General features: G+C 55.0%; 22 protein-coding genes and 1 other RNA gene. 6 read left to right on the top strand and 17 right to left on the bottom strand.

Going from position 1 to position 23,516, the window contains the following annotated elements; translation table 11 throughout:
* Positions 1-63: 63 nt before the first annotated feature.
* The 4 genes from ubiI to ygfB all read right to left on the bottom strand — a co-directional run bounded on the left by ubiI (position 64) and on the right by ygfB (position 4,513).
* On the bottom strand, positions 64-1,266 hold the full coding sequence (gene ubiI, locus OGX84_RS21810; protein WP_047461414.1) for an FAD-dependent 2-octaprenylphenol hydroxylase: 1,203 nt from the start codon (positions 1,264-1,266) through the stop codon (positions 64-66).
* Between the two features lie 142 nt (positions 1,267-1,408).
* The gene (ubiH, locus tag OGX84_RS21805; RefSeq protein ID WP_112001573.1) at positions 1,409-2,587 is read right to left on the bottom strand and encodes a 2-octaprenyl-6-methoxyphenyl hydroxylase; all 1,179 of its coding nucleotides are present in this window, start codon (positions 2,585-2,587) and stop codon (positions 1,409-1,411) included.
* Entirely contained in the window at positions 2,584-3,909 is a 1,326-nt protein-coding gene (gene pepP / locus OGX84_RS21800; protein ID WP_024130925.1) for a Xaa-Pro aminopeptidase, read from the bottom strand. Before pepP ends, ubiH begins: the two co-directional genes overlap by 4 nt.
* A 25-nt stretch (positions 3,910-3,934) precedes the next feature.
* Complete coding sequence (gene ygfB / locus OGX84_RS21795) at positions 3,935-4,513, bottom strand: UPF0149 family protein YgfB (RefSeq protein ID WP_024130926.1); 579 nt, start codon at positions 4,511-4,513, stop codon at positions 3,935-3,937.
* A 166-nt stretch (positions 4,514-4,679) separates the two neighbouring features.
* Here ygfB and zapA point away from each other — a divergent pair, with 166 nt between their 5' ends.
* The 3 genes from zapA to OGX84_RS21780 all read left to right on the top strand — a co-directional run bounded on the left by zapA (position 4,680) and on the right by OGX84_RS21780 (position 5,857).
* A complete protein-coding gene (gene zapA, locus OGX84_RS21790; RefSeq protein ID WP_006686880.1) occupies positions 4,680-5,009 on the top strand; it encodes a cell division protein ZapA in 330 nt (109 codons plus the stop codon).
* Between the two features lie 41 nt (positions 5,010-5,050).
* A non-coding RNA gene (ssrS, locus tag OGX84_RS21785) (6S RNA) lies at positions 5,051-5,234 on the top strand.
* 20 nt (positions 5,235-5,254) lie between these two features.
* On the top strand, positions 5,255-5,857 hold the full coding sequence (locus tag OGX84_RS21780; protein WP_047461402.1) for a 5-formyltetrahydrofolate cyclo-ligase: 603 nt from the start codon (positions 5,255-5,257) through the stop codon (positions 5,855-5,857).
* Positions 5,858-5,944: 87 nt separating this feature from the next.
* On the opposite strand, the gene serA is transcribed toward OGX84_RS21780, so the two are convergent.
* A complete protein-coding gene (gene serA / locus OGX84_RS21775; RefSeq protein ID WP_047461397.1) occupies positions 5,945-7,177 on the bottom strand; it encodes a phosphoglycerate dehydrogenase in 1,233 nt (410 codons plus the stop codon).
* Positions 7,178-7,445: 268 nt separating this feature from the next.
* Entirely contained in the window at positions 7,446-8,105 is a 660-nt protein-coding gene (gene rpiA, locus OGX84_RS21770) for a ribose-5-phosphate isomerase RpiA (RefSeq protein ID WP_024130929.1), read from the bottom strand.
* A 158-nt stretch (positions 8,106-8,263) separates the two neighbouring features.
* Between rpiA and argP the strand changes: the two genes are divergently transcribed.
* Positions 8,264-9,157: a DNA-binding transcriptional regulator ArgP gene (gene argP, locus OGX84_RS21765; protein WP_012135021.1), complete on the top strand. Its 894-nt coding sequence runs from the start codon at positions 8,264-8,266 to the stop codon at positions 9,155-9,157.
* Between the two features lie 77 nt (positions 9,158-9,234).
* Here the strand turns inward: argP and OGX84_RS21760 are convergent, their stop codons facing one another.
* From OGX84_RS21760 to OGX84_RS21725, 8 genes are all read right to left on the bottom strand, one after another.
* Entirely contained in the window at positions 9,235-9,963 is a 729-nt protein-coding gene (locus OGX84_RS21760) for an oxidative stress defense protein (RefSeq protein WP_012135022.1), read from the bottom strand.
* Positions 9,964-10,056: 93 nt separating this feature from the next.
* On the bottom strand, positions 10,057-10,692 hold the full coding sequence (argO, locus tag OGX84_RS21755) for an arginine exporter ArgO (RefSeq protein ID WP_058668062.1): 636 nt from the start codon (positions 10,690-10,692) through the stop codon (positions 10,057-10,059).
* A gap of 204 nt (positions 10,693-10,896) precedes the next feature.
* The gene (locus OGX84_RS21750) at positions 10,897-11,754 is read right to left on the bottom strand and encodes a small-conductance mechanosensitive channel MscS (RefSeq protein WP_012135025.1); all 858 of its coding nucleotides are present in this window, start codon (positions 11,752-11,754) and stop codon (positions 10,897-10,899) included.
* Between the two features lie 129 nt (positions 11,755-11,883).
* Positions 11,884-12,816 (bottom strand): HTH-type transcriptional activator AllS, encoded by a 933-nt coding sequence (gene allS, locus OGX84_RS21745; protein WP_047461391.1) that lies wholly within the window; start codon positions 12,814-12,816, stop codon positions 11,884-11,886.
* Positions 12,734-13,606 (bottom strand): oxamate carbamoyltransferase subunit AllH family protein, encoded by an 873-nt coding sequence (locus OGX84_RS21740; protein WP_286458399.1) that lies wholly within the window; start codon positions 13,604-13,606, stop codon positions 12,734-12,736. Before OGX84_RS21740 ends, allS begins: the two co-directional genes overlap by 83 nt.
* A 94-nt stretch (positions 13,607-13,700) precedes the next feature.
* Entirely contained in the window at positions 13,701-14,963 is a 1,263-nt protein-coding gene (locus tag OGX84_RS21735; protein WP_286458398.1) for a YlbE family protein, read from the bottom strand.
* A 16-nt stretch (positions 14,964-14,979) separates the two neighbouring features.
* The gene (locus OGX84_RS21730) at positions 14,980-16,641 is read right to left on the bottom strand and encodes an acyl-CoA synthetase FdrA (RefSeq protein WP_275165225.1); all 1,662 of its coding nucleotides are present in this window, start codon (positions 16,639-16,641) and stop codon (positions 14,980-14,982) included.
* A gap of 13 nt (positions 16,642-16,654) precedes the next feature.
* On the bottom strand, positions 16,655-17,878 hold the full coding sequence (locus tag OGX84_RS21725) for an MFS transporter (RefSeq protein WP_286458397.1): 1,224 nt from the start codon (positions 17,876-17,878) through the stop codon (positions 16,655-16,657).
* 337 nt (positions 17,879-18,215) lie between these two features.
* On the opposite strand from OGX84_RS21725, the gene OGX84_RS21720 reads away from it, so the two are divergent.
* Entirely contained in the window at positions 18,216-19,121 is a 906-nt protein-coding gene (locus tag OGX84_RS21720; protein WP_275165220.1) for a carbamate kinase, read from the top strand.
* A gap of 133 nt (positions 19,122-19,254) precedes the next feature.
* Here the strand turns inward: OGX84_RS21720 and fbaA are convergent, their stop codons facing one another.
* The 3 genes from fbaA to epd form a co-directional block, all read right to left on the bottom strand.
* Entirely contained in the window at positions 19,255-20,334 is a 1,080-nt protein-coding gene (fbaA, locus tag OGX84_RS21715; RefSeq protein ID WP_112001569.1) for a class II fructose-bisphosphate aldolase, read from the bottom strand.
* A 100-nt stretch (positions 20,335-20,434) separates the two neighbouring features.
* Positions 20,435-21,598 carry a phosphoglycerate kinase gene (pgk, locus tag OGX84_RS21710; RefSeq protein ID WP_024130932.1) on the bottom strand — a complete coding sequence of 388 codons (1,164 nt, stop codon included), beginning with the start codon at positions 21,596-21,598 and terminating at the stop codon, positions 20,435-20,437.
* A gap of 81 nt (positions 21,599-21,679) precedes the next feature.
* On the bottom strand, positions 21,680-22,699 hold the full coding sequence (gene epd, locus OGX84_RS21705; RefSeq protein WP_012135037.1) for an erythrose-4-phosphate dehydrogenase: 1,020 nt from the start codon (positions 22,697-22,699) through the stop codon (positions 21,680-21,682).
* Between the two features lie 374 nt (positions 22,700-23,073).
* Here epd and OGX84_RS21700 point away from each other — a divergent pair, with 374 nt between their 5' ends.
* Positions 23,074-23,499: a PPC domain-containing DNA-binding protein gene (locus OGX84_RS21700; protein ID WP_012135038.1), complete on the top strand. Its 426-nt coding sequence runs from the start codon at positions 23,074-23,076 to the stop codon at positions 23,497-23,499.
* Positions 23,500-23,516 lie beyond the last annotated feature (17 nt).

Here is a 23,516-nt window from a genome sequence, read left to right as displayed (position 1 = left end):
GCGCGAAGGCCGGGAGAGGAAAATGTGACGGGTTTCAAACTCTCAGAAGCAGGAGGGAAATGCTTAGCGGAGCCACTCAGGCAGATCGTTCAATCCCATCGCCTGACGAATCAGTTGCGGTTTTACGCCCGGGAGAGTATCGGCCAGTTTCAGACCAATATCGCGCAGCAATTTCTTCGCCGGGTTCTCTCCGGCAAACAGTTCGCGAAAACCTTGCATACCTGCCAGCATCATCGCGGCGCTGTGCTTACGGCTGCGCTCGTAGCGACGCAAATAGAGGTATTGACCAATGTCTTTGCCCTGGCGTTGCAGACGTTTGAGTTCATCGATCAACTCTGCGGCGTCCATAAAGCCGAGGTTCACCCCCTGCCCCGCCAGCGGATGGATGGTATGTGCGGCGTCGCCCACCAGCGCCAGCCGGTGTGCGGCAAACTGACGCGCATAGCGTCCCGTCAGCGGGAACACCTGGCGTTCGCTCTCAACGCGGCATAAGCCGAGGCGGTTATCAAACGCGACGTTCAGCGCCCGATTGAACGCATCCTCACTCGCCTGCTGCATATGCTCAGCGTCCTGCGGAGACAGCGACCAGACAATGGAACACAGATGCGGATCGCTTAATGGCAGGAACGCCAGGATGCCTTCGCCATGAAACGCCTGACGCGCAACGGCGCCGTGCGCCTCTTCGGTGCGGATGGTCGCCACCAGCGCATGATGACGGTAATCCCAGAAGGTCAGCGGAATATCCGCTTTGTTGCGCAGCCAGGAGTTCGCGCCGTCTGCGCCAATCACCAGCCTTGCCGTCAGCATCGCGCCATCTTTCAGGGTCAGGAAGGTTTCATTTTCTCCCCAGGCGACCTGCTGCAATTCAGCCGGCGCCATCAGGGTAATATCCGCTGACTGCTGCGCCTTTTGCCATAGCGCGTAGTGGATCACCGAATTTTCAATGATGTGCCCCAGGTGGCTGTATCCCATGCTTTTGTCATCAAACTCGATGCGGCCAAAGCTGTCTTTATCCCAGACTTCCATACCGTGGTAGCAGCTTGCGCGGCGAGCAAGAATGTCTGACCAGACCCCAAGACGCGTAAGCAGTTTTTCACTGGCGGCATTGATAGCCGACACGCGTAATGCCGGGGGAGCGTCGCTCGCCAGCGGCTGTGGAACGCGCTGTTCCAGAACGGCAACGCGTAAACCGCTGCCCTGCAAACCGCAGGCGACAGCCAGGCCTACCATGCCTCCGCCAACAATGGCTACATCAACACTTTGCACTGTGTACTCCTGAAAATAGGACAATCAAAAACCGTAGGCCGGATAAGGCAAAGCCACCATCCGGCATTATATTACTTCCGCGGCATTGCCTGATGGCGCTGCGCTAATCAGGCCTACTTCTTTATTCCGACCTACCGGTAAATTATCGTGCGACCCAGCCCAACGTCCGTTTTGCCAACGTGTCGCGAAGGGGAGGCAATAACTCCATCGCCATTAAGCCGACGTTGCGCCCGGCAATCAGCGGCGCCCAGCGGTTAGCAAACAGATGCACCAGGCTATCCGTTATGCCAACCGTCGCCTCTCTGTCAGCCTGACGGCGCGACTGGTACTCAGAAAGCACGCCGTACTCGCCGACGTCTGCCCCAGACTCATGCGCCTGCACCAGCGTTTCGGCAAGGCTCATCACATCGCGCAGCCCCAGGTTAAACCCTTGCCCGGCGATAGGATGCAGCGTCTGCGCCGCATTGCCGACCAGCACGGTGCGATGGGTTATCGCTTTGGCCGCCGTGGTGAGCGCTAACGGATAAGCGCTGCGCTTACCCGCATGGGTGATTCGTCCCAGCCGCCAGCCAAACGCCGACTGTAGCTCATGGCAAAAACGTTCATCCGACCAGCGCATGATCTCATCGCGCTGTTCAAGCGGATGGCACCACACCAGCGAACAGCGACCTTCGGACATCGGCAACATCGCCAGCGGGCCGTGTTGGGTAAAGCGTTCAAACGCACGTCCGTCATGCAGGGTAGCGGTCGCAACGTTGGCGATCACCGCCAGTTGTTCATAAGGCTGCTGCTGCCAGTCCACGCCGCAGGCGGTCGCCAGAGCGGAGTGCGTACCGTCGGCCGCCACCACGACATGACCAGAAATCACGTCACCGTTTTCCAGAGTGACATTCACCTTTTCTTGCGTTCGCGCCACGCTGGCAACGCGATCCGGGCAATGCAGCGTCACGCCCGGCGCTTTGCGCAACAGCGCAAACAGTCGCTGACCGACATCATGCAGCTCCACAACCTGCCCCAACGCAGCGATGCTGTAATCCTGCGCGTCCAGAGTGACAAAACCGGCATGGCCGCGATCGCTGACATGTACCGTGTTGATCGCCGTTGCGCAATCAGCAATCGCCTGCCAGACGCCAATCCGCGCCAGTTGCTGACAGGTGCCTGCCGCCAGCGCGATCGCCCGGGCGTCGAACCCGGGATGCGCGGCAGCTTCAGGCGCGCTTGCTTCAATCAGGTGCACGGCCAGTTTGCCGTGGCTAAGCTGAGAAAGGGCCAGCGCCAGCGTCGCGCCCACCATACCGCCGCCAACAATAATCACGCTCATAGCTGACGCGCCGCCGCCATTAAGGCTTCAATATCGTCCGCCTTTTTCACCACGCTGGCGGTCAGGTTTTCGTTGCCCGTTTCCGTAATGACGATGTCATCTTCAATACGGATGCCGATGCCGCGATACGCTTCCGGCACGTCGGCGTCCGGCGCGATGTACAGACCCGGCTCAACGGTGAGCACCATGCCCGGCTCCAGCACGCGGGAGCGATCCTGCCCGTAAACGCCAACATCGTGTACATCCAGCCCCAGCCAGTGGCTAAGACCATGCATAAAGAATGGACGATGGGCGTTTTCCGCGATCAACTGCTCCACGTCACCCTGCAAAATGCCCAGATTCACCAGCCCCGCGATCATGATGCGCACCACTTCTCCCGTGACCTCCTGGATAGACGTTCCCGGGCGAAACAGCCGTAAGCTGGTTTCCAGCGACGCCAGCACGATATCGTAGATTTCGCGCTGGGCGGGCGTAAATTTGCCGTTCACCGGGAAAGTACGCGTAATGTCGCCAGCATAACCTTTGTATTCGCATCCGGCGTCGATCAACACCAGATCGCCGTCGCGCATTTCGCTTTCATTTTCAGTGTAGTGGAGGATGCAGCCGTTCTCACCGCTGCCAACAATGGTGTTATAAGACGGATAGCGCGCGCCGTGACGGTTAAACTCGTGGTGAATTTCACCTTCCAGTTGATATTCGAACATCCCCGGACGGCATTTTTTCATTGCGCGGGTATGCGCCAGCGCGCTGATCTCGCCCGCGCGACGCATGACGGCAATCTCTTCCGGCGATTTAAACAGGCGCATCTCGTGCACCATTGGCCGCCAGTCGGTCATCGTCGCCGGTGCAGTCAGGTTCTGTCGGGAACCTTTACGCAGTTTATCCAGCGCGGCGAAAACAATCTCGTCGGCATACGCATATTCGCCCTGCGCGTGGTAAACCACGTCAAGGCCATTGAGTAGCTGATAAAGCTGCTGGTTGATTTCGCTGAATGCCAGCGCGCGATCCACGCCCAGTTTTTCCGGCGCGGCGTCCTGCCCCAGGCGGCGGCCAAACCAGATCTCCGCCGTCAGATCGCGAACGCGGTTAAACAAAACGCTGTGGTTATGAGTGTCATCACTTTTAATCAGCACCAGCACCGCTTCCGGCTCGTTAAAACCGGTGAAATACCAGAAATCACTGCTCTGGCGATACGGATATTCACTGTCCGCGCTGCGCGTGGCTTCCTGAGCTGCAAAAATCAACGCGGCGCTGCCCGGCTGCATTTGCGCCAGTAATACCTGGCGGCGACGCTGATACTCCTGCTGAGATATATCGCTCATAACACTCTCCATTGCGTTTACGTTCTTAGTGCAGAGTCGGTTTCTGGACTTCCGGCGCCGTCGGCTGCTGACGCGTAAAGGTGTCGTGGCACAGCAGCGCCGCAACCCGCACATATTCGATGATCTCTTCGAGCGACATCTCCAGCTCTTCCTGATCTTCGTCTTCGTCATAACCGAGCTGGGCGATGTTGCGCAGATCGTCAATGGCTTCACCGGTTTCGCCGGTCACTTTATCCAGCTTAGGCTGCGTGACGCCAAGCCCCAGTAAAAAGTGGTTAACCCAGCCGGCCAGCGCATCAGCGCGATCGAACACGCTCACCTCGTCGCCTTCAGGCAGAAAAAGCTGAAAAAGGAAGCCGTCGTCTTCCAGCGCGTCGCTGGTTGCCGCGTGCATTTTACGCAGCGCCTGCGCCAGTTCGTGACCAAATGCCAGCCCCTCGTTCGTCAGGTCGTGCAACAGCGGCTGCCATGAGCTGTCGTTGTTGCCGCCGCAAATCATCCCACTGATCAAACCGTGCATTTCGGCCGGGGTTAACCCCGTCCCCTGTTGGTTCAAAAACTGGTTCATTTCGTTGTAACCAGGCATTTCGTTCTGTATAGACATAAGCATTCGTCATCAAAGGGAGGATATTCATGATATGCTACCACTTTGGACCCTGGTGAACCAGAAAAGGGCTTGTATCTTCACACCGGGGTAGCTATAGTGTCGCCCCTTCGCCGACCCAGGGTCTGGAGGCGAAGGCAGCGCAGTCAATCAGCAGGAAGGTGGCATGTCTGCACAACCCGTCGATATCCAAATTTTTGGCCGTTCACTCCGCGTGAATTGCCCGCCTGAACAAAGGGATGCGTTGAATCAGGCTGCGGACGATCTGAATCAGCGGTTGCAAGATCTAAAAGTTCGCACTAGAGTCACAAATACTGAGCAGCTGGTTTTCATTGCCGCATTGAACATCAGCTATGAATTAACTCAGGAAAAAGCGAAGACCCGCGACTACGCGGCGAGCATGGAACAACGAATTCGGATGCTTCAACAGACCATTGAACAGGCGTTGCTTGATCAGGGTCGCATAACCGAAAAAACGGGCCAAAACTTTGAATAACACTTTTCGGTTTACTATGGTAGAGTGACCGTGAAGACAAAATTTCTCTGAGATGTTTGCAAGCGGGCCAGTCCCCTGAGCCGATATTTCATACCACAAGAATGTGGCGCTCCATGGTTGGTGAGCATGCTCGGCTAGTCCGAGAAGCCTTAAAACCGTGACGACGCATTCACCTTGAACCAAGGGTTCAAGGGTTACAGCCTGCGGCGGCATCTCGGAGATTCCCCTTCTACCTGGCGACAGCCATGACGCAACTTCCTGAACTTCTTTTATCCCGACAAGAAATCCGCCAGATGATTCGGCAACGTCGCCGTACGCTGACGTCTCAACAGCAAACTGCGTTCGGTCAACAGGCCGCCACCAGAATGCTTGCTTATCCTCCCGTGGTTCTTGCCCACACCGTCGCGGTGTTTCTTTCATTTGATGGCGAGCTGGACACGCAACCCTTGATTGAGCAGCTCTGGCGCGCGGGAAAACGCGTGTATTTACCGGTTCTCCATCCGTTCAGCCCCGGCAATTTGCTGTTTCTGCATTATCATCCGCAAAGCTCTCTGGTGATGAATCGTCTGAAAATTCAGGAACCGAAGCTGGACGTGCGCGACGTGCTGCCGCTCTCTCAGTTAGATGTGCTGGTTACACCGTTAGTCGCTTTCGACGAAGACGGCCAGCGTCTGGGAATGGGCGGCGGGTTCTACGACAGAACGTTGCAGAACTGGCGACAGCATAAGATCCAACCGGTGGGTTATGCGCACGATTGTCAGTTAGTGGAAAAGTTGCCTGTCGAAGAGTGGGATATCCCGCTGCCTGCGGTGGTGACGCCGTCAAAAGTGTGGGAGTGGCCGCAGTGAATTGCCTGATGGCGCTCGCTTACCCGGCCTACGAACCGATCTCACAGGCCGGGTGAGGCATAGCCGCCACCCGGCACAGTATACAAATTAGTACAGCAGACGAGCGCGAATCGTACCCGGTAGCGCTTTCATCGCCAGCAGGGCTTTCTCCGCCACATCTTCATCCGCTTCGATATCAATCACCACGTAACCGACCTGGGCAGACGTTTGCAGATACTGCGCGGCGATGTTAACGCCCTGCTCGGCAAAAATCTGGTTAAGCGCGGTCAGCACGCCCGGACGATTTTCATGGATATGCATCAGACGACGACCGCCGTGCAGCGGCAGGGAGACTTCCGGGAAGTTCACCGCAGATAGCGTAGAGCCGTTATCAGAATACTTCGTCAGTTTGCCCGCCACTTCAAGGCCGATGTTCTCCTGCGCTTCCTGGGTAGAGCCGCCGATATGCGGCGTCAGAAGCACATTGTCGAATTCACATAGCGGAGAAGTAAACGGATCGCTGTTGGTCGCAGGTTCCGTCGGGAACACGTCGATAGCTGCGCCCGCCAGGTGTTTGCTCGCCAGCGCATCGCACAGCGCCGGGATGTCCACCACCGTACCGCGAGACGCGTTGATCAGCAGCGCGCCCGGTTTCATCAGTGCGATTTCCGTCGCGCCCATCATGTTTTTGGTGGAGGCGTTTTCCGGCACATGCAGGCTCACAACGTCGCTCATGTTCAGCAGATCGGAAAGATGCTGTACCTGGGTCGCGTTGCCCAGCGGCAGTTTGTTTTCAATATCGTAGAAGAAGACGTGCATGCCCAGCGATTCCGCCAGAATGCCCAACTGCGTGCCAATGTGGCCGTAACCAATGATCCCCAGCTTTTTGCCGCGCGCTTCAAACGAACCGGCCGCCAGTTTGTTCCACACGCCACGGTGCGCTTTCGCGTTCGCTTCCGGCACGCCACGAAGCAGTAGCAGCAGCTCGCCAATCACCAGCTCCGCAACAGAACGCGTGTTGGAGAACGGCGCGTTAAACACGGGGATTCCGCGTTTTGCCGCTGCGCTCAGATCAACCTGGTTGGTGCCGATGCAGAAACATCCAATCGCCACCAGTTTCTCTGCGGCGTCAATCACATCTTCGGTCAGATGGGTTCGGGATCGCAGGCCAATGAAATGGGCATCACGGATGGACTCTTTCAACTGCTCAGTATCCAGAGCGCCTTTGTGAAATTCGATGTTGGTATAACCTGCCGCGCGAAGGTTTTCGAGTGCCTTTTGGTGCACACCTTCAACCAGCAGAAATTTAATCTTGTCTTTCTCCAGTGATACCTTTGCCATTTCCCCGACCCTGTCTTTTTATCGAAACTGATGTGTTGTATGTGGATTTGTATCCGCCTTTCAACATATCAAAAAAAACTATTGCGGCAATATGAACGTTTGCGTCGCCACTCTGAAGAAATATCATTCAGCGTGAAATGGCAGAGGAAAATGCTGGGGATAAGATTTTCTTTGGAGAGATCGGCAGGGCAACACCCAAAACGTGACACAAGTCACCAAATTTGCCCTGCCAAATTTTTTTAACGCGGGATGAATCACCCTCGCCAGATCATTTTACGATAGTTTTTACGCCGTCTGCCGTACCAATCAGCGCCACATCCGCGCCACGGTTGGCGAACAGGCCGACGGTCACGACACCCGGAATGGCGTTAATCGCGTTTTCCATCGCGATCGGATCAAGAATTTCCATGCCGTATACGTCGAGGATCACATTGCCGTTATCAGTGACTACGCCCTGACGGTACTCAGGACGACCGCCCAGCTTCACTAACTGGCGTGCGACAGCGCTGCGCGCCATCGGGATCACTTCCACCGGAAGCGGGAATTTACCCAGAATATCGACCTCTTTGGAGGCATCCGCGATGCAGATAAATTTCTTCGCCACCGAAGCAATGATTTTCTCACGCGTCAGCGCCGCGCCGCCGCCTTTAATCATCTGCATGTGGCCGTTGATCTCATCCGCGCCATCAACATAGACGCCCAGGCTGTCCACTTCATTCAGATCGAAAACGGTAATGCCGAGGCTCTTGAGTTTTTCAGTAGATGCATCCGAGCTGGACACCGCCCCTTCAATCTGACCTTTCATTGTGCCCAGCGCATCAATAAAGTGCGCGGCTGTTGAACCGGTACCTACGCCCACAATGGTGCCGGGCTGTACATACTGAAGTGCCGCCCATCCTACTGCTTTTTTCAGTTCATCCTGCGTCATGATCGTTTCGCCTGTGGTGTGAAAATTCAGGCGCATTATAGATCATTGTGCGAAAAAATCCCTCCGGCCCCGCTCGCAAGCGGCGGATTTCGTCTGTACCTGAGTGAAATTTATGTCATAGTGCGGGATAAGAAAAATTTCAGGAGTACCTCAGAGCAATGAAACGTCCAGACTACAGAACACTACAAGCGCTGGATGCGGTGATTCGTGAACGGGGATTTGAACGCGCCGCACAGAAGTTGTGCATCACACAATCCGCTGTCTCACAACGCATAAAACAGCTTGAGAATATGTTTGGGCAACCGCTGCTGGTACGTACCGTTCCGCCGCGTCCTACCGAACAAGGACAAAAATTGCTGGCGTTGCTGCGTCAGGTAGAGCTACTGGAAGATGAGTGGCTTGGCGATGAGCAAACCGGCTCCACGCCGCTGCTGCTGTCGCTGGCGGTCAACGCCGACAGTCTGGCGACCTGGCTGCTTCCGGCGCTGGCGCCGGTTCTGGCCGACTCGCCTATTCGCCTCAATTTGCAGGTGGAAGATGAAACCCGCACCCAGGAACGTCTGCGTCGCGGCGAAGTGGTTGGCGCGGTGAGTATTCAGCACCAGGCGCTGCCAAGCTGCCTGGTAGACAAACTTGGCGCACTCGACTATCTGTTCGTGGGATCAAAACCCTTCGCCGAGCGCTACTTCCCCAACGGCGTCACCCGTTCCGCGCTGCTGAAAGCGCCCGCAGTGGCGTTTGACCATCTGGACGACATGCACCAGGCCTTTTTACAGCAGAACTTCGATTTACCGCCGGGCAGCGTGCCGTGCCATATCGTTAACTCTTCCGAAGCCTTCGTACAGCTCGCGCGTCAGGGCACCACCTGCTGTATGATCCCGCATTTGCAGATCGAGAAAGAGCTGGAGAGCGGTGAGCTGATCGATTTAACGCCGGGCCTGTTCCAGCGTAGGATGCTCTACTGGCACCGTTTTGCGCCGGAAAGCCGTATGATGCGCAACGTGACTGACGCGCTGCTGGAGTATGGGCATAAGGTTTTAAGGCAGGATTAACGCGCCGTGCCTGATGGCGCTACGCTTATCAGGCCTACAGGTTATTTTGTAGGCCGGATAAGACGTTTCAACAACGCTTACTGTGCTTTTGTCTCTGCTGCTGGTTCTAACTGGAACACCACATCGACCTGATCAGCAAACTGAATTGTCGGCTGCTCATAGGTTTCCTGGGCCGACACCGCAGGCGCCGCGTCCGCTTTCATCATTCGCACCACCGGGCTCGGTTGATAATTAGAAACGTGGTAACGCACGCTATAAACCGGCCCCAGCTTGCTGTTAAAGCCCGCTGCCAGTTGCTCAGCCTGGTGAACCGCGTCGTCAATCGCCGCTTTACGCGCTTTATCTTTATAGGCATCCGGTTGCGCAACGCCTAATGACACCGACCGGATCTCATTCAGACCCGCTTTCAGCGCGCCATCCAGCAGGGAGTTGAGTTTGTCCAGCTGGCGCAGCGTAACTTCAACGGTTCGCACCGCGCGGTAGCCTTTCAGCACACTTTTACCATTCTGGTAGTCATAGTCCGGCTGAGTGCGCAGGTTTGCAGAGCTGATGTCTTTCTTGGCAATCTGATTTTGTTCAAGGAAAGAAAGGTATTGCGCAACACGCTCATCGGCCTGTTTCTTGGCGGAAGCGGCATCCTTTGCCGACACGTTGACTTCAATCGCCAGGGTGGCGATGTCAGGCGTCGCATCCACGCTTGCCGTCCCGGAAGTCACGATGTGCGGTCCATTCGGCAACTCATTTGCCTGTACCGGGATTGCGCTAAATCCGACTAATGCCGCAAGGGCCATCACTTTGAACTTCACTGTCGCTCCTCCATGTTACGTTAATCGCCCTGAAACTCAGGGCGCATGCAGGCAAGCTTAGCGGGTATCTGCGCGTTGTCCATCAGACAACGCTTAGTTGAACAATGCGTGAACGTGTGCAACCCCTTCTTTTGCCAGTTGAAAAGCGATAAACCACATCACCAGCCCTACCAGAGTATTGATGATACGCTGGGCTTTGGCGGTACGCAGTCGCGGCGCCAGCCAGGCGGCCAGCAGTGCCAGACCGAAGAACCACAAGAAAGAGGCGCTGACGGTTCCCAAAGCGAACCAACGCTTCGGCTCCATATCCAGTTGCCCGCCCAGGCTACCCAGCACCACGAAAGTATCCAGATAAACGTGCGGATTCAGCCACGTCACCGCCAGCATCGTGGCGATGATTTTCCAGCGCCCCTGCTTCATCACCTCGGCGCTGGCCAGTTCCAGGTTGCTGCTCATTGCCGTTTTTAACGCGCCAAAACCGTACCACAATAAAAACGCCACACCGCCCCAGGTCACTAACGCCATCAGCCAGGGGGACTGCATGAGCAATGCGCTGCCGCCAAAGATGCCTGCGCAGATAAGCACTAAATCGCTGATCGCGCAAAGCAGCGCAATCATGATGTGATACTGCCGACGAATCCCCTGATTCATCACAAACGCATTCTGCGGGCCGAGCGGTAGAATCATGGCCGCGCCAAGCGCAAGACCTTGAAAATAATAAGATATCACGATAATTATTCCGAACTATTTCTCTTAAGCGCAGACTATAGCGCGAGAGAATCATTAGCGGAAATTGATAATTTTAATCGCAGATTAGGGGAATTAATAAAGGGGGAAGGAAATGCCGGATGGCGGCTAACGCCTTATCCGGCCTACAAAACAAACCTGTAGGCCCGGTAAGCGACAGCGCCACCGGGCGAAACGGCAAACGGCTTATTCCGCGTTTTCTTTCACTCGTTTGAAATTCACGTCCATCTGCGGATACGGGAAGCTAATGCCTGCGGCATCGAACTCACGTTTAATGCGTTCCAGCACATCCCAATAAACATTTTGCAGATCGCCGCTTTTACTCCATGCACGCACCACGAAATTAATGGAGGAGGCGCCCAGCTCATTCAGGCGCACCGTCATTTCACGGTCTTTCAGAATACGCTCGTCGGACTGGATAATATCGGTCAGGATTTTTTTCACCTGGTCGATATCAGAGTCATACGCCACGCCAATGATAAATTCGTTACGACGCACCGGCTCACGGGAAAAGTTAATGATATTTCCGGCAATAATCTTGCCATTCGGGATCACCACAATTTTGCCGTCCACGGTACGCATGGTGGTCGAAAAAATTTGTACGTTCAGTACCGTACCCGCGACGCCGCCGAGATCGACATATTCTCCCGCGCGGAAAGGACGGAACATCACCAGCAGTACGCCTGCCGCGAGGTTAGACAAAGAGCCTTGTAAGGCCAGACCGACCGCTAAACCGGCGGCCCCCAACACAGCGATAACGGAAGCCGTTTGTACGCCAACGCGCCCCAGCGCGGCAATCAGCGTGAAGGCAATAATGCCGTAACGCACCAGCGCAGACAGGAAGTCAGCCACGGTCGCATCAATATGGCGCGCCAGCATCAGGCGATTAACGGTATTGGAAACAATACGCGCCACGATCATCCCGATGATGATGATAGCGATAGCCGCAACGATGTTAACCGCATAACTCAGCAGCAGCTCCTGGTTGCGCACCAGCCAGGTGCCCGCACCATTTATGCTGTCGACAACATTCAAATCTTCCATTCAATATTCCTTGGTCATATCAAAAAAACGCAAATGAGATCATTCTCACGAAAACGACCTTTTAAAGGTAAACAAAAACAGTCGAATATGCCATTTTTCAACATGATCCCATCAAGGAAACGCGCAGCGTTAATACTCCGCAGGTCGATCGACCATTCTGATAAATCCGCTCACTAATGCACTCTTCTGCTTAAATACGTCGGCGATTTCACTCACCACTTTTCCGCTGCCCGCATTCTTCCAGGCGATAGAAAGCGGCGAAGGCTGGCGTGGATTGACCACTGAGCGGGCAACCAGCGCCCCGGACTCGACATACGGACGGCACAATCGCTCCGGTAAAAAACCGACGCCGAGGCCGCTTAAATGGCAGGCCAGCTTGGTGCTGAGATCAGGAACCTTGATCTCCTTTTGTCCGCTCAGCAACCAGGCAACACGGCGCGTCAGCGTTCGCGAAGTATCTTCAATATTAATGGCGGGGTAACGGCGCAGCATATCGTCAGACAATACCGGCGCAGGATGGCTCGCCAAAGGATGACTCTGCGCCACCACAAACTGCCAGCTGATATCCCCCAGCGGCAGCAGAGAGATGTTATTGGAGAGCGACTCCGAGCCCGTTACGCCAATCGCTAACTGGAAGTCGTCATACAAAAGCGAATCCCACACGCCCATGTAGACCTGACGGGAAATTTGAAAACGGGTAAACGGAAACTGTTGATGTAACCACGTCAGTAAGTCCGCCGTGGTCTGCGGCTGATACAGCAGGTTATTGATAACAATATTTACCTGCCGCTCAACGCCTGCATTGATCTGCTGAAGCTCGTCCGGCATTGCATCCAGCCAGTTAAGCCACTGGCGGCAATGCTCAAGCAGGTGCTGCCCGGCAAGAGTCAGGCTGACCGATCGGGTCGTACGTAAAAAGAGCTGCGTTCCCACCTGCTCCTCCAGCGTTTTTATGCGATAGCTGATCGCCGCTGGCGTTTTATGTAGCGAGCTGGCCGCACGGGAAAAGCTCTCCGTCTCCGCAACCCGAATAAATGTGCGTATTGTTTCCTGATCGAGCATGCCTTCCCCTTGAGTCGACCATCTGTAACCACCGTTGCGCTATTGCTATCCCCAGTAATGTATCGGCGCCTGAAGTGTGTCCAACCGCGAGCAAACGCTGAATCGCGGGCTGCGGGTCGCGCCCTGACTGTAAACGGCGCATCACCTTCAGCACCGGTATTGAAAATTCCCCCATTCTGGCGCTGTTCAGATAGCTGCAACTTACCGACGTTGTAAGTTGCGCAAGCTGATCCGCCGGAGGTAAGAAATGCCCCAGCCGCGCAGAAAACCCGGCGGCATACAGCACGGCAAGCATACCCGTCAGCATATCATCGCCGCTGGGCGTCAGTCCTGGCCCGCACCCGATAAGCCAGCGCCAGTCTGGCATCATGCCATGATGCCAGCATGCAAGCTGCTTAATTATTTCAGGATAGTGCGGCAGAGCCGTCAGCGGTTGATTTAACGCCCCGGAGAAGCCGCTGCGTTGCGTACAGAATGAGAGATCGACAGGAGCGACAGCAGCAGAACTCAGCGACACACGAAGTATGCGACGAGGGTCAAGCATTATGCCCTGCCCCCACAGGGTGTTCCCCTGTTTGATAAGTCGTTCAACATGGGACACGCGGGAAAACTGCGCGGTGCTCAGTAACACGCCCGTCGGCCCCATTCCTTTCCCATAGCGAAACAGCGTCAACAGCTCGCCACCGGAATGGCAAAAGTTAATCGCCTGCGAGAAGCGGCTGTGTAACGACCACTCACCATCGGGAAGTCGATAAAGTCCGGCACAGGCCAGGGGATTGATAATGCTCATCAGTACACTCCAGTATGCCGGATGGCGGCGTAAACGCCTTTACAGCATTGCCAGACCGTAGGCCCGGTAAGCGTAGCGCCACCGGGCAAAGCGATTACGCCGTGATGTGATGCAACTCCGCCAGCGCTTCCAGCGCTTTTTCAAAGCAAAGCAGCGGAGCGCGTACGGTTCCCGCCCCCACCTGCCCAATTCCCGCTTCACGATGGGCAATACCGGTATTAATCAGCGGCGTGATCCCCGTTTCAACAACGCGGCGAATATCCAGCCCCAGGCAGGCACCCCTGAAATCCCAGGACGGAATCTGGAACAGCGGATTGCTGGACAGATAGATTTCAGCCATCTCTTCCGACGTTTCCAGCGCCGCCCCCATACCGCCTGCGCCGACAAAGCGCGTTACGCCAGGCGCGGCAATCATTGCCGCGCCGCCGATCCCCAACGTTTCCGTGATGGCGCTGTCGCCAATATCCGGGTTCGCATCGGCCTGGCTGTAACCGGTAAAAAACAGCCCCTGCGGCGTATTCACCGGCGCGGTAAACCAACGGTCGCCGGTGCCGCTTACGCGAATACCAAAGTCGCGACCGTTACGCGTCATAGCCGTAACGACCGATCCGGCTTTAATTTCCGCCGCCGCATCCATCACCGCTTTACTGTAAGCCATCGCCAGGTTGAGGAAGAACTGGTCGGTGACACTGAGGAATTGCAGCACGTCAATGATTTCAGCCTTCGGACGATCCAGTCCGGCGATCACCGGCGACAACGTGCGCAGCAGCAAAGAAGAGGCGGCAATATTACGCTGGTGGAACTCATCCCCCATGGTGATCGCCTGCGCCATCAGCGCCGTCAGATCGACGCCGTTTTCCATCCGCGAGAGCGCTTCCTGCAACACCGGCGCCAGCACATCACGCATCCAGCGCAGGCGTTTCTGGACGTCATCGCCGTAAGCGCCGAAACGCATCACTTTGCCGATCCCTTCATTAAGGTTGCAGCAGGACGAGTTGCCATGCACCACGTCACGCACCACCAGCACCGGCATACTGGCGGAGGTGATACCGCCCATCGGCCCCACTGCGCCCACATGATGACAAGGAATAAACGCCACCTCACCTTGTTCCAGCATGCGTACGGCCTCTTCCTCACTGGCCGCCCAGCCTTCAAACAGCGACGCGCCGATACAGGCGCCGCGCATCGGGCCGGTCATCTCTTCCCAGGCGATCGGCGGGCCGGCGTGCAGTAATTTACGTCCAAACGCTAATTCGGCCACCGCGTCTTTCGCCGGGCGTACCGCAACCCAATGTGGGCGCGCGGCTTTGATTCGTTCAATAATGGCTTCGTTGGCCTGTGCAATAGATGAATACATATTCGTACCTCTGAACTTAATGTAACTGTTTGAGTAGACTGGCGAGACGGGCGTTGCCACCGGCAACGGGCGCCCACTGATAATGCACAACCGGCGTACCGCTGCTTTGCAGATCCAGCGCGAAGCTGCGCAACCCGGCGTTGATGACCTGCACGCCATCAAGAAGCGCGCGATGTGCTTGCGGTATGCCGCGCTCCTGATGGCGTGTAAGACTGATGGCGAGCAGGACGGCTTCTTCCAGCGTTTCCACCACCGCAATCCCGGCCTCGCGAAGTTTTTCCGCCTGCCCGCTGCGCCCCTGCGGGTCGGCATCAGTACCGGTCAGGGTGGCAATCACCACCAGCGGCGCGGCGCGTTTGGCGCGCACTTGCTCTATCGCTTCAACGACCGCTCCCGCCGGGTCGGCACAGGCGCCATAGCCCAGCACCACATCCAGCAGCAGCACGCCCACTGCCGGCATTGCAGTCAGTTTTTCGATTTCAATACTGCGGGTTGTTGGATCAATCATCGGATGAGGTCTGCCCAGGGTGTAACTGTCATCACCGAGGTCGACAATGCGATGGCCGCCAGCCTCCAGCATCACGCCCTGGTCGTGGCTTTCGCTGACGGGGACGCCCAGCCCGGAGGAGAGCAGCATGGCGGCTTCGGCTGCCAGCGTGCCCCCGGCGTACAGGCCATAAATACCTTTCCCTGTCACTTCCGGCTGAATCCGTCGCTGTTGCGCCACGCGCATCAGCAGCACCGCCAGCTGGGCGGCATCCGACAAGGAGTTCGCCAGCCAGACGTTACCTTCACGGCGCTGTTCCGGTTGACGCCCGAGGAACAACGCGACCACCGGTTTCCCCACATTTTGCATGGCCGCAATGATGCGGGTTCGCACCTGCGGCGACGGCGGTTTGGAGACAAAAGCAATCACCCGCGTGGCGTCATCCGCGGCCAGCATGTCGAGCGCGGTCAGCGCGCTGATGCCGCCCACTTCCGCGCTCAGGTCGCGCCCGCCCAGACCTATCGCATGGCTGATTCCCTGCTGATGCAGCGCAATCTGCGACGTCACTTCCTGAATCCCCGTCCCCGATGCGCCAATTACGCCAATCCCGCCTTCAGGCAGTACGTTGGCAAACGCCAGCGGACTTCCGGCAATCATCGCCGTGCCGCAGTCAGGCCCCATCACAATCAGCCCCCGCTCGCGCGCCATTGTTTTCAGCTCGACTTCCTGTTCCAGCGGCACGTTATCGGAAAACAGCATCACGTTTTTATTCGCCAGCAGCCCCTCTCTGGCAACCGATGCGGCATATTCCCCGGCAACGGAAACTAACAGCAGATTGGCCTGGGGTAATTTTTGACATGCGCTCTCCCAGCGGCGCGCTTTAATCAACTGGTGCGAGCTGCCCGAGGCATTCGTCATCGCATTCAGTTCTTTCTCCAGTTGCTCACGAATCAAATCCAGAATGCCGGGCTGTTCGCTTTCGGTTCGCACCGCCACGCAAATATCGTTTGGCGTGGCATCGGCAAAATCGTCATGCCAGAACCCGGTTGAATCCAGCATCGACTTATTCGCTGGCGTGCCCATCATCACCGAGACCTGATCAACTTCCGGGCGTTCACTGAGTTTTCGGGAAATAATCATCAGGCTGACGGAGTCCTGAAAACTTCCCTTTTTAATAAAGGCGTAAATCATTACCGCTACCTCTTTATGTGCGTTTTTCTTTTAAAAACAACATGGCGAATAAACCGACAGCCAGCAGCGCGGCTGAAACATAGAAACTGGAAGCCAGACTTCCGGTGATATCACGCGCCGCGCCTGCAATAATGGGTGCCAGAATGGATGAACTCATGCCGATAAAATTAAATAAGCCAAATGCCGTACTGTAATTATTTTCATCGACGCTATCCGCCACCAGAGCGACCAGTACCGGGTCCAGCGCCAGTTTTCCGACAAGGCCATAAACGCACAGAGCGATAATGACGCCGGTCATATTTGGCATCCAGATAATTGACAGCATGCTGAGAATGGCAACGGGCACCAGGAACATAATTAATGGTTTACGCTTACCCAGTTTGTCAGACAGGCTGGAGAATAACAGCGCGCCAGGAATTGAAATCCACGCCACCAGCGAAGAAATAAATCCGGTTTCACTGCCCGCGATGCCACGTTCACTTTGCAGATAATAGGGAAGCCAGGTCAGAATAACGAAGAAACCAAATAGGCTACAGAACACCATAATATAGGTGATAATTAAATTACGGTTTTTCAGAAGGTCGCTGAAATTCCCTTTTTTTACCGGTTTGCCATCGGCTTCGGCAGTTCGCTTCTTCTCTTTCACAAACAACCAGATCGCAATCCCAACCAGCACGGAGGGGATCGCCATCGCGTAAAATGGCATACGCCACGAATACCCCTGGTCGTACACCAGCCAACTGGAGGTCATCAGGCCCAGCGCAATACCGAAGGCCATCCCGCTATTGATGATTGCGCTGCCCAGCGAACGGTATTTTTTGGGGATCTGCTCGGAAGACAAGCCATACTGCGGGCCATAGTAAGTCCCTTCTCCCGCTCCCGTTACCACGCGGGCAAACAGCAGCGTATACCAGCTTTTCGCCCAACCGGTGACGGCGGTGAATACGCCAAAAAGAATAAACCCCGGCACCAGCACTTTCTTTTTGCCAATCTTATCGCCCAGAATTCCTGCCGGAACCTGAAGCAAAGCATAAGAAAAATAGAAAACTGAATTAAGAATACCTAATTGCGTACCACTTAAGCCAAATTCTTTTTCCAGTTCTCCCATTACCGGATTGAGTATCGTGCGGTCAGCGTACATAAAAATCCACCCTAACCAGAACAGGAAAACGGTGATCCACCAGGCCGGTATTCCTCTTTTATTCGTGACCTCAGTCACTTCATATGATCCAGACATAAGCAATCTCCCGGTAATATTTACCGCTGAACACCTCATGCTATCTGACATGATACGTGAGGTTTGATGTTTTAACTGAGGCTACCTTATCGGGGGAAAAATCCATTTCATTTGAACAAAATCACACAAAATCCATTGTTATAAATTCCTGGGAACTGACCGCTGCATTATTAAAAAAAGTCTAATAATCATTTTTAAAACAATTTAAATAAAAAAGATAAAAACGCTAAGGATTAGCGAGATATTTTTGTGGGTAAATGAGCTGTCGGTTACATCACATTATGAAAATAACAAGACGATATTTTTACCGCGAGATATTTCGCACAATGAGGTCATCATGAAAAAGAAAATCGTCATTGCCCTTGGCGGCAATGCGTTATTACAGCGCGGAGAAATTCTTAGCGCGGAAAATCAGCAGCGTAGCATTCAGGTATTCGCCAGAATGGCATCCGTACTGGCCCGGGATTATCAACTGGTGATTGTTCACGGCAACGGCCCGCAGGTGGGTCTGCTGGCGTTACAGAATGCGGCCTGTACAGACTCCCCCGCCTGGCCACTGGATATTCTGGTCGCCGAAAGCCAAGGAATGATCGGTTTTGCTATCGCTCAGGAACTGGCGTCATACACTGGCGGCGCGCCCGTCACAACGCTGATGACCCGCGTGGCGGTCGATCCGCGGGATGACGCCTTTGCAACGCCCGGCAAGTATATCGGCCCGGTATATCAACCGGTGCAGCAGGCGGAGCTGGAAGCACGCTACGGCTGGCAGATGAAAGCCGATGGCAACTATATTCGTCGGGTTGTTCCCTCTCCAACGCCATTAAAAATTCTCGACAGTGACGCAATACAAACGTTGATAGATGCCGGACATACGGTAATTTGCTGCGGTGGCGGCGGCATTCCGGTTATCGCACAAGACGAGGGATACCAGGGAGTCGAAGCGGTCATTGATAAAGATTTAACGGCCTCGGTGCTGGCGCAGTCTCTCCACGCCGATCATCTGTTGATCCTGACGGATGCGGACGCTGTGTATGAGAACTGGGGAACGCCACAGGCGCGCGCGCTACACCATGCAACGGTAGAAGAACTGGCGCCGTTTGCCGCCCCCGATGGTGCGATGGGCCCCAAAGCCGCAGCGGTGATGCAGTTTGTTAAGCAGACCGGGAACACTGCGTTTATCGGCGCGCTAAAAGATGCGCCACAGATTCTGGCGGGGGAAAAAGGCACCTGCGTGACGCGGTAAACCTCTTTTTGCCGGATGGCGACGCGAAAGCGTCTTATCCGGCCTACGGGAAGCACGGTTGCCAATCGTAATCGCCATCCGGCAAAAAAAATGGCTTCCCGAAGGAAGCCATTTTTACAATCAGCAGGCTGAATTACAGAACGTCAATCGCGTTCAGTTCTTTGAAAGCCTGTTCCAGACGCGCGATCATGGAAGTCTGGCCGGCACGCAGCCATACGCGCGGATCGTAGTATTTCTTGTTCGGCTGATCTTCGCCTTTCGGGTTGCCCAGCTGACCCTGAAGATACGCTTCGTTATCTTTGTAATACTTCAGAACACCTTCCCAGGTCGCCCATTGGGTATCGGTATCGATGTTCATTTTGATTACGCCGTAGCTTACGGAGTCTTTGATTTCCTGAGCGGTAGAACCGGAACCACCGTGGAATACGAAGTTCAGGCTGTTGTGCGGCAGGTTGTGTTTCTTAGAAACATATTCCTGAGAGTCGCGCAGGATGGTCGGGGTCAGAACCACGTTACCCGGTTTGTAAACACCGTGTACGTTACCGAAGGAAGCCGCGATGGTGAAACGCGGGCTGATTTTGCTCAGCTCAGTGTATGCGTAATCAACGTCTTCCGGCTGGGTGTACAGTGCAGAAGCGTCCATGTGGCTGTTGTCCACGCCATCTTCTTCACCACCGGTGCAACCCAGTTCGATTTCCAGAGTCATGCCCATTTTGGCCATGCGCGCCAGGTATCTGGAGCAGATTTCGATGTTCTCTTCCAGAGACTCTTCAGACAGGTCGATCATGTGAGAAGAGAACAGCGGCTTACCGGTCGCAGCGAAATGTTTTTCACCCGCATCCAGCAGACCGTCGATCCACGGCAGCAGTTTCTTCGCGCAGTGGTCGGTGTGCAGAATTACCGGAACACCGTAGTGTTCAGCCATCTGGTGAACGTGATGCGCGCCAGAGATAGCGCCCAGGATTGCCGAGCCCTGAGGAACGTCGGTTTTCACGCCTTTACCCGCGATAAAGGAAGCGCCACCGTTGGAGAACTGGACGATGACCGGCGCTTTAACTTTCGCAGCGGTTTCCAGAACGGCGTTGATGGAATCGGTGCCCACGCAGTTAACTGCTGGCAGAGCAAAGTTGTTTTCTTTTGCTACCTGGAACACTTTCTGTACGTCATCACCAGTAATTACGCCTGGTTTTACGAAATCAAAAATTTTAGACATGTTTCGTTGTCCTGTATCGTCGGGCCTTAGAAAAAACACGGGCCGCCCTGAATGTCAGCACGGCAATAAATCAACGGGCAGGAATCCCTGCCCGTAACGATTACTTCTTAGCGCGCTCTTCGAGCATTGCTACTGCTGGCAGCACTTTGCCTTCCACGAATTCGAGGAATGCGCCGCCGCCAGTGGAGATGTAGGAAATTTTGTCAGCAATGCCGAACAGGTCGATTGCCGCCAGAGTGTCGCCGCCGCCTGCGATGGAGAACGCTTCGCTGTCTGCGATCGCGTTGGCAACAATTTCGGTGCCTTTACGGAAGTTCGGGAATTCGAACACGCCAACCGGGCCGTTCCACAGAATGGTTTTCGCATTCTTCAGGATGTCAGCCAGTTTCTCAGCGGAAGTATCGCCCAGGTCCAGAATCTGCTCGTCGTCTTTGATGTCGTTAACAGATTTCAGGGTCGCGGTAGCGGTTTCGGAGAACTCGGTTGCTACGCGTACGTCAGTTGGAACCGGGATATCACAGGTGGTCAGCAGGCGTTTCGCTTCGTCAACCAGGTCAGCTTCGTACAGGGATTTGCCCACATTGTGGCCCTGAGCGGCAACGAAGGTGTTTGCGATGCCGCCGCCAACGATCAGCTGGTCAGCGATTTTGGACAGGGAGTCCAGAACGGTCAGTTTGGTAGACACTTTAGAACCGCCAACGATAGCCACCATCGGGCGAGCCGGTTCTTTCAGCGCTTTACCCAGCGCATCCAGTTCTGCCGCCAGCAGCGGACCTGCGCAAGCGACGTCGGCGAATTTACCGATACCGTGGGTAGAAGCCTGGGCGCGGTGCGCAGTACCGAAAGCGTCCATCACGAATACGTCGCACAGCGCAGCGTATTTCTTAGACAGGGCTTCGTCGTCTTTCTTCTCGCCTTTGTTAAAGCGAACGTTTTCCAGAACCACCAGTTCACCGGCAGCCACTTCAACGCCGTCCAGGTAATCTTTTACCAGGCGAACCGGATTGGACAGTTTGTCTTTCAGGTAGTTAACAACCGGCAGCAGAGAGAATTCTTCGTTGTACTCGCCTTCGGTAGGACGACCCAGGTGGGAAGTAACCATCACTTTCGCACCCTGTTTCAGGGCCAGTTCGATGGTCGGCAGGGAAGCGCGAATACGCGCGTCGCTGGTTACTTTCCCTTCTTTAACTGGAACGTTCAGATCCGCACGGATAAAAACACGTTTACCAGCAAGATCCAGATCGGTCATCTTAATTACAGACATGGTGAATCCTCTCATTGATTCATAAAGTTTTGCAGACGTCATGCGCTTCATCCTTTTGAAGGATTTTGCGCATGGAATGTCCTACTTGAAACCAACTGCGGCCATCGCTAACGTCGTGTCGAGCATTCGGTTAGCAAAGCCCCATTCATTATCGCACCAGACCAATGTCTTGATCAGGTGGGCGCCACTGACCCGTGTCTGGGTGCCATCAACGATGGCGCTATGCGGGTCGTGGTTGAAATCTATCGAGACCAACGGCAATTCCGTATAGTCAACTATACCATGAAATGCCCCATGTGCTGCTTTTTGCAGCAACTGGTTGACTTCATTGGCTTTTACCGGCTTTTTCACCGTCACGCTTAAGTCGATCGCCGTCACATTTATGGTCGGTACGCGTACCGCAATCGCCTCAAAACGGTCGTTGAACTGCGGGAAAATTCGCGTAATGCCCGCCGCCAGTTTGGTATCAACCGGAATAATCGACTGGCTGGCGGCGCGGGTGCGTCGCAGATCGGAATGGTACGCGTCGATCACCTGCTGATCGTGCATAGCGGAGTGGATCGTCGTGACGGTTCCCGACTCAATGCCGTATGCATCATCTAACAATTTAATGACGGGGATGATGCAATTCGTGGTACAGGACGCATTCGATACGATGCGGTGTTCCGCACGCAATTGCTCCTGGTTCACGCCAAACACGACGGTGGCGTCAAGATCGTGGCTGCCGGGATGTGAAAAGAGCACTTTTTTCGCGCCAGCGGCAAGATGCGCCTCGCCGTGTTCACGATTACCGTACACGCCCGTGCAATCCAGCACGACATCAATACTCAGTTCGCGCCAGGGGAGCGCATCCAGCGTTCGCTCGTGCAAAATGCGAATCGTGTCGTCGCCGACGATGAGCTGCTCGCGCTCCTGGCGAACATCCCATGCAAAACGTCCATGGCTGGTGTCATATTTCAACAAATGCGCCATGCCCGCAGCATCCGCAAGTTCGTTGATTGCCACCACGCTGATTTCCGCCCGGCGTCCTGATTCATACAAAGCACGAACCACGTTACGCCCGATGCGACCAAAGCCATTAATCGCTACGCGTACGGTCATAGGTCTCCTGCAAGGCTATCCCGATTCAGATGAGGCTGACAGAGTAATCCAGCAAATCGTCGAGGAAAACCTTACCTGTCGCAAACTGCGACTGATTGATTATTTGTCGAACATTTAATCGACTGAAACGCTTCAGCTAGAATAAGCGAAACGAGGAATAAAAGGAATGATTGTCCAGTCAAAGAAGCCAGTTATCTGACCTGCATCACACTTTCGCCCCCTTCAGCGCCCGATTTATTCCATATTCCAGAATGGCGAATAAGCGTAGCAATATCTTTTCGTTGCCGCATCACAAATCCTGATTTATATCAGGAAGTACGTGAGCCAGCGTCTATATTATCAGCGCTACGTCCGAGTCTCGGAGTCCCCAAACCATGACAATGCCGCCAGTTCCCTCATCTGCCGCACGCTTTTATGCGCTGCGCCTGCTTCCCGGCCAGGAAGTTTTTTCACAACTACACGCGTTCGTCCAACAGCACCAACTGCGCGCCGCGTGGATAGCCGGGTGTACCGGCAGCCTGACTGACGTCGCGCTGCGATTCGCCGGGCAAGAGGAAACCACCCTGCTCACCGGAACGTATGAGGTCATCTCCCTGAACGGCACGCTGGAACTCACTGGCGAACACCTTCATCTCTCTGTTTCCGACCCAAAAGGCGCAATGCTGGGCGGCCATATGATGGCAGGCTGTACCGTTCGCACCACGCTTGAGCTAGTCATCGGAGAGCTTAACGCGCTGGCGTTTAGCCGCCAGCCCTGCGCTGTTTCCGGTTATGAAGAACTGGTTATCTCACCCCGTTAACGTTTCACTCAGTAAGA

The organism is Citrobacter sp. CK202, assembly GCF_030333225.1.
Classification (GTDB): Bacteria; Pseudomonadota; Gammaproteobacteria; order Enterobacterales; family Enterobacteriaceae; genus Citrobacter_B; species Citrobacter_B koseri.
This window is presented reverse-complemented; position numbering and strand designations above follow the sequence as displayed.